Origin of the sequence: Actinomadura sp. CNU-125, from assembly GCF_001942465.1 — a bacterium.
Lineage (GTDB): Bacteria > Actinomycetota > Actinomycetes > Streptosporangiales > Streptosporangiaceae > Spirillospora.
The window spans coordinates 1-6797 of sequence record NZ_MKJY01000282.1 but is presented as its reverse complement, the minus strand read 5'-3'; the positions used below and the strand labels follow the sequence as shown (position 1 = coordinate 6797).

Genomic DNA, 6797 nt, shown 5'->3' with positions numbered 1-6797 from the left:
CCGCAGGACGAGCGTCCGCCGCTCCGGAACCGGCGCAGCGGGCCCAGGATGTCGCGGGCGGCGCACCCGCCCGTCCGGCCGAGTCGGTGCGGCCGCCTCGGGACGTCCCCACGGTTCCGGCCGCGTCGGCGAGGAGCGCGCGCCCGAGGCGCCGCAGGAGCTTCGTCCGGAGCGGCCTGCGGCGTTCGGTGCCGGGCAGTCGGGTGAGCGGCCCCGCGCCGGAACCGGCGCCGCGCACCCAGGGTGTCGCGGGCGGCGAGCCCGCCCGGCCCGTGCAGCCGCCTCAAGACGTCCCCGCGGTTCCGTCCGCGTCGGCGAGCGAGCCCGCGCCCGAGGCGCCGCGGGAGGTTCGCCCGGAGCGTCCCGTCGCGTTCGGGGCCGGGCGTCCGGGTGAGCGGCCTGCTTCGGAGGCGGCGCCGCGCAAGGGTGTCGAGGGCGGGGAGCTTGAGCGTCCGGTGCAGGACGGCCGTCCGCCCGCGCCGAGGACGCAGCCCGACATCGCCGCCGCGGTTTCGGCCGCGTCGGCGACTGAGCCTGCGCCTGAGGCGCCGCGGGAGGTTCGTCCGGAGAAGCCTGCCGCGTTCGGTGCCGGGCAGTCGGGTGAGCGGCCGGCGCCGGAACCGGCGTCGCGCGACCAGGGTGTCGCGGGCGGCGAGCCCGCCCGTCCGGCTCGGGACGTCCCCGCGGTTCCGGCCGCGTCGGCGTGTGCGTCTGTGCCCGAGGCGCCCCGGGAGCGCCGGCCAGAGCGGCCCCGCGCCGGAACCGGCGCCGCGCACCGTGGTGTCGCGGGCGGAGAGCCTGGGCGTCCGGTTCCGCCGCCTCGTCCGGGTTTCTCCGGAGGACCGGGGGCGCCGGGCGGGTTCGGACGGCCGCAAGGGGAGTCGCCGCGGACGTTCGGGCAGTCGCCGGGCCACGAGGGGACGCCGGACGGGCGGCCTGCGCCGGGGCACCAGGTGCCCGGGTCCTCGCAGCAGGGGTGGCCGCCCGCGCCGGACGAGGCGGAGGCGGCGCGGCTCGAGGCGCCGCGGCCGTGGTCGAAGGGGTTGTCGAACCCGGCGCGGCCCGCGGCGACGGACGCGCAGACGTGGCCGCCGGTGCCCGAGCCCGGGATGCCGCAGGACGAGGAGCCGCCGCCGCGGGACGTCCGGTCCGGACCGCAGTCGCCGGTACGGCCGCGGCCGCTGCCGCCGCCGCCCGCGCGCCGCCGTCGGGTCCGGCGATCACGCCGCCGGGACCGGAGCACGAGGTGAGCGCCGGTGGGCTGCGGAGGTTGTTCCAGGCGGTCGGCGGCGGTCACGGGGACGTGGACGCCGAGTACCAGCTGCGGTTGCAGCAGCCGTTCCGCGGGACGCGGCACGTGGTGGTGCTCGGATGCACGGGCGGGGCCGGTCAGACCGTCACCGCGCTGATGCTCGGGCACACGTTCGCGCAGCACAACGCCGAGCCCGTGGTCGCGATCGACGTGAACCCCGGGCCGGGCGCGCTGGCGCGGCGGACGCGCAGCGAGACGAACGAGACGCTGACCGGGCTCATCACACGGGCCGACCAGGTCGGCAGCCTGACGGCGATGCGGCGGTACACCTCGCAGGCCAAGTCGGGACTCGACGTGATCGCGGCCGGCAAGAACCCGCTGCAGGCCCTCGACGACCGCGACTACGCGCTGGCGATCCGGACGATCGACCGGTTCTACTCGGTGACGCTGCTGGACACGGCGGCGGCGGTGGTGGCGCGGGTGCTGCCGTACGCCGACCAGCTGGTGCTCGTGGCGCCGGCCAGCAACGACGCGCCGCGGGCGGTGGCGATGACGTACGAGTGGCTGGACGGCCACGGTTACGAGGAGTTGCGGTCGCGGGCCGTCACGGTGATCAACGGGGTCAGCAGGCGGAGCATGGACGACGTCGAGCAGGCGGAGGCCGTGGCGCGGGGCCGGTGCCGGGCCCTGGTGCGGATTCCGTGGGACGATCACCTCAGCATGGACCGCGCGCCGCGCAACGAGCTGAAGTCGTTGCGCGCGCCGACGAGGCGTGCCTATCTTGCCCTCGCCGGCGTGGTCGCCGGCGGGTTCGGCGTCGTGCCCGAGCGTTACCAGGAGCTTCAGCAGGAGCAGGAGGCCACCCGATGAGCGCCCCTCGCGGGCACCGAGCGGAGACCGCCATGGCGGGGGCGACCGACGTTGCTGACCGCCCGGACCGAGAACACTCTCTCCGGCATCTCTACGCGATCCGGCGCGGATCGGGAGAATCAGTCGGTGGGACCGGAGTCGGGAGGGTCGCATGAGCAAGTCCAGCCGGCTGGCCGTGCGGTACTTCGACGACCGGCTGCTGCTCACCGACAACGCGGCCTGGGCGTACTTCCGGTTGCCGACGGTGTCGTACGAGTTCACCACCGGGGAGGAGCGCGAGGCGCTCGCCACCAACGTGACGATCGCGCTGGCGGGCATCCGGATGCAGGACGCCGAGGTCCATCTGCGGATCGCGCACCGGACGTACCCCGCGGCCGACTGGGCGCTCGCGCTCGACCGGACGTCCGACGGCGGTCCCGGGTGGCACGAGTACCTGGAGGAGACCTACGCCCACGTGTGGGCCCAGGCTTTCTGGACCAAGGAGGTCTATCTCGGGGTGCGGCTGGGGCCGCGCGGGATGGGCTCCAACCTGTCCGGGGGAGTCCTGTCGCAGCTCCTCGGGTTCTACAAGCGCAGCGAGAGCGTCCTCGGCGTCAACGACGACGCGATCGACAAGCGGGAGATCGGGCGCTGGACGGAGCAGGCCGAGCGGATCGGACGGGCGCTCGGCGGTTCGGCCCTCTACGCCCGGCACGCCACCTCGACCGAGGTGGCGTGGCTGTTCCAGCACGCGGTGACGGGGTCGCTCGCCGATCCGCCGCCGTCGGCCGTCCCGAAACGGACGTGGGGCAAGGGCGAGATCGAGTCGCTGGTGGAGGGCGCGATCCACAACGGCCGCTCGTACCTGCGGGTGGAGCAGCCGAACCACGGCGCGGGCGGCGGCGCGACGGCCGCGTCGTACGTCGCGTACCTGTCGTTCGCGAGGTTCCCGGACATGATGCCGTTCCCGGACGGCGAGCCGTGGTTGCACTACGCGGACGCGCTGCCGTTCCCCGTCGAGATCAGCGCGCGGATGAAGCTGGTCCCGCCGGCGAAGGCGTCCAAGGACGTGTCGCGCAAGCTCGCCCACGCCCGGGACATGGACCAGCACATCCGGGAGGCGGGCGCGGAGGCGCCGATCGCGCTGGCGGAGCAGATCGACGCGGCGCGGATGCTGGAACACGGCATCACCAAGGAGCGGCTGCCGTTCGTCTACGGGTGGCACCGGCTGATCGTGTCGGCGCCGACCGAAGATCTGCTCGCGCAGCGGGTGGACGCGGTGGTGGAGCACTACCGCGACATCGGCATCGACGTGGTGAACTCGACCGGCGACCAGTTCTCCCTGTTCCTCGAGTCGCTGCCCGGCGACCGGATCCGGCTGAACGCGTACGCGCAGCGGCAGCCGTTGCGGACGATCGCGGGCGGCATGCCGGTCGCGACCGTCGACCTCGGCGACCGTCCCGACGACGCGCAGGAGGGCTGGATCGGCCCGTACGTCGGGGAGACGCTCGGACGCGCGCGTTCGATCGTCCACTTCGACCCGCTGGTCGCCGCGGCCCGGAACCGTCCGACGGCCGTCGCGATCACCGGCGAGCCCGGCGGCGGCAAGACCACGCTGGCGCTGCTGCTGATCTACCAGATGGCGCTGCGGGGCGTGACGGTCGCGGCGATCGATCCGAAGGGCGACGCGGAGACGCTCGTCGAGCTGCTGAAGTCGCGGGGCCGCCGGGCGCGGACCCTGCCGCTCGGGTCGGCGGCGCCCGGCCTGCTCGACCCGTTCTCGTTCGGCGACGACCTCGCGGCGAAGAAGACGATGGCGACCGAGACGCTCCGGCTGCTGCTGCCGCGCATGTCGGAGGAGCGCGAGTCCGCGATGATCCAGGCGGTGGGCGCGGTCGCGAACGGGGAACGGCCGTCCCTCGGACGGGTCGTCGACCACCTGGAGGCCGCGGAGGACCCGGCCTCGAAGAACCTCGGCGCGGTGCTGCGGTCGATGTCGGAGATGCGGCTCGCGCGGCTGTGCTTCGACCCGTCCGGCGGTGAGCGCATCGACACCGAGGGCTGGACGACGGTGTTCACCCTCGGCGGGCTGACGCTGCCGGACGTCACCATCGCGCGGGAGGACTACTCCTACGAGCAGCGGCTGTCGGTCGCGCTGATGTACCTGGTGTCGCAGTTCGCGCGGCGGCTCATGCACGGCCTGGACCGGCGGCTGCCCAAGGCGATCTTCCTGGACGAGGCGTGGGCCGTCACCGCGACGCCCGAGGGGGCCAAGCTGATCCCCGAGGTGTCGCGGATGGGCCGCTCCCGCAACACCGCACTGATCCTGGTCTCCCAGAACGCGGGGGACCTGCTCAACGAGCAGGTGACGAACTGCCTGTCCTCGGTGTTCTCCTTCCGCTCCACCGAGCGGGTGGAGGTCGGCAACGTCATGGCGCTTCTCGGGGTGGAGGCGTCGGACGAGCACAAGGCCGTGCTCCGCAACCTCGGCAACGGCGAATGCATCTTCCGTGACCTCGACGGCCGTGCGGGACGCATCGGCGTCGACCTGATCTCCGAGGAACTGCAGCGTTGGCTGGACACCAACCCGACCCGGTCCAGGCCGAGGTCGTCCGAACTCACAGTCGCGGGGGCCGAGACCGAGGAGGTCGGTCGATGACCGTGCCCCGCCACCGGACGTCCCGCCTGCAGCGTTCGCCGGGGGCGGGGCTGGACCCGTCCGTCCTGGGCGGACGCGGACGGCGACGCGTACGCCGCCGCCGTCCGCGCACGCGCCGGTCGGCGATCCTGTTGACGATCATGGCGCTGCTGATGCTCAGCCCCATGACGCCGACCGCCTCGGCGATTCCGACACCTCCTTGGTCGAAGAATCCGAACGACGTCTGCGCGCCTGCGGACAGTCCCGCACCCGAGCAGTACGGGACGGGGACGGACGGGCTCATCAAACCGCCCGGCTACCCCAGCGAGCAGCTGCAGAAGCAGCCTGCGGAGAAATTGACCAACTACGACCGGTACGGCACCTCGGGGCAGACGTGGTACGCGGTCGACATGGGCTGCTCGGACGCGATGGCGATGATGGGCAACGCCCTCGCCAACACCACGTTCACGCTGGTCCGGGCGATCGACCGCACGACGATCAGCGTGTACCAGGCGGCGGCGTCCGAGTCGCTGCTGAGCTGGCTGAAGGACACGGTGGACGGTGTCATCACCGGCATCGGCGAGACCTTCAACGCCCGCTACTGGTCGTGGGTGGTCATCCTCGGGGCGCTGTGGCTGGCCTGGTGGGGGCTGGTCCGGCGGCGCGCCAGCAAGGTCACCGAGGGCGTGGTGTGGATGGTCGCCGCGATGGTGGCGCTGATGTGGCTGATCGCGCGGCCCGCGGACTTCACCACGCTCGGGACGAAGGTGTCGGAAGCGACGGGTGCTGCGTTCAACGCGGCGCTGCCGCAGAGCGACACGAAGGGCGGGGTGTGCATCCCGCGTCCGGAGGGACAACCGGATCCTGCGGAATCGGCCGACCTGGACGCGACCACACGCAACGCGAACAAGTTGTGGGTGGCGCTGGTTTGTAAACCGTGGCTTCAGGGTGAGTTCGGTACGACGGATCCGGACGCGAAGATCGTCAAGGACAACGCCGACAAGTTGCTGTGGTCGCAGGCGGTCGACCTGCCGGAGACGTACGGCTCCGAGGATGTTGATATGGAGGCGAAGGCGGACGCCTACAAGGACGTCGCCTCCAGCATCAAGGAAGACCATCCCGAGACCTACTCGCTATTCCAAGGGAAGAACTGGCAGAACCGTCTCGCGGTGGCGTTCGGGGCGCTGTTCGCCGCATTGGTCGCGGGATTGCTCATCCTGGTCATCGCGATCGCGCTGATCGTGGTGAAGATCGCGTTCCTGCTGTTGCTGGTGGCGGGGCCGATCTTCCTCGGGATCGGGATACATCCGGGCATCGGGCGGGTGATCGCGGTCCGCTGGCTGGAACTGCTGCTGTCGATGCTGCTGAAGCAAGCGGCGTTGATCGGGGTGCTGTCGCTGCTGCTGTGGGCGTACGGGCTGATCCTCGGCGAGACGCTGCCGTGGGGGCTGCAGGTGCTGCTCATCGCACTGGTGACGGGCGCCGCGTTCGTCTACCGCAAACCGTTCCAGCATTTGTTCTCGGCGGTCGGCTATTCGGCGGTGGGCTCGCGGGAGAAGAGCGAGGCGCATCTGGACAAGTCGGTCGCGGAGGCCCGGAAGAACACGACGGCGGTCGCGGGTGCGGTGGTGCCCGGCGCCGCCGGGTACCGGCTGGGCCGTCGCGGCAAGGGCGATGCCGCCGCGGAGAACGGCGCGGCCGCGCAGGGCGCCGACGGGCAGACCGGTACGGGCACGCTGACCGACCGCCGGGCAGGCGGCACGGGCCCGGGGGCGGGCGATGGCGCGTCGCCGGAGGAGGCTCCGGTACTGGCGGCGACGAAGCCGCGCGGCGGCACCGGCACGGCGCAGGGACGGTCGCGGCGCGGCGCGCCCCCGCTGAACCTGCCGTCCCGTGCGGGACGTGACGCGTCCGCCGCGCGGCGGACGGGAGCGACACCGGCGGCGGTTCGGGAGGCGGTGCGGGCGGCTTGATCGTGGCGCGGCCCGGCGGCGTCTCCGGGACGCGCGGACGTTCGGACGGCGGCGGCTCCGCGTCCGGCGGCGGCTCGGCCTCGGG

General features: G+C 73.0%; 4 protein-coding genes. 3 read left to right on the top strand and 1 reads right to left on the bottom strand.

Going from position 1 to position 6797, the window contains the following annotated elements; translation table 11 throughout:
- Positions 1 to 238: hypothetical protein (locus BJF79_RS62070; RefSeq protein ID WP_262402713.1), on the bottom strand; the 238-nt coding region annotated here is incomplete at its 3' end.
- Between the two features lie 1008 nt (positions 239 to 1246).
- On the opposite strand from BJF79_RS62070, the gene BJF79_RS28740 reads away from it, so the two are divergent.
- The 3 genes from BJF79_RS28740 to BJF79_RS28730 all read left to right on the top strand — a co-directional run bounded on the left by BJF79_RS28740 (position 1247) and on the right by BJF79_RS28730 (position 6712).
- Positions 1247 to 2122, top strand: a complete 876-nt coding sequence (locus BJF79_RS28740) for a MinD/ParA family protein (RefSeq protein ID WP_143220256.1) — start codon at positions 1247 to 1249, stop codon at positions 2120 to 2122.
- 151 nt (positions 2123 to 2273) lie between these two features.
- Positions 2274 to 4760: an ATP-binding protein gene (locus BJF79_RS28735; RefSeq protein WP_075902043.1), complete on the top strand. Its 2487-nt coding sequence runs from the start codon at positions 2274 to 2276 to the stop codon at positions 4758 to 4760.
- Positions 4757 to 6712, top strand: a complete 1956-nt coding sequence (locus BJF79_RS28730) for a type IV secretion system protein (protein ID WP_075902041.1) — start codon at positions 4757 to 4759, stop codon at positions 6710 to 6712. The genes BJF79_RS28735 and BJF79_RS28730 overlap by 4 nt, the downstream gene beginning before the upstream one ends.
- The last annotated feature ends 85 nt before the right edge of the window (positions 6713 to 6797 follow it).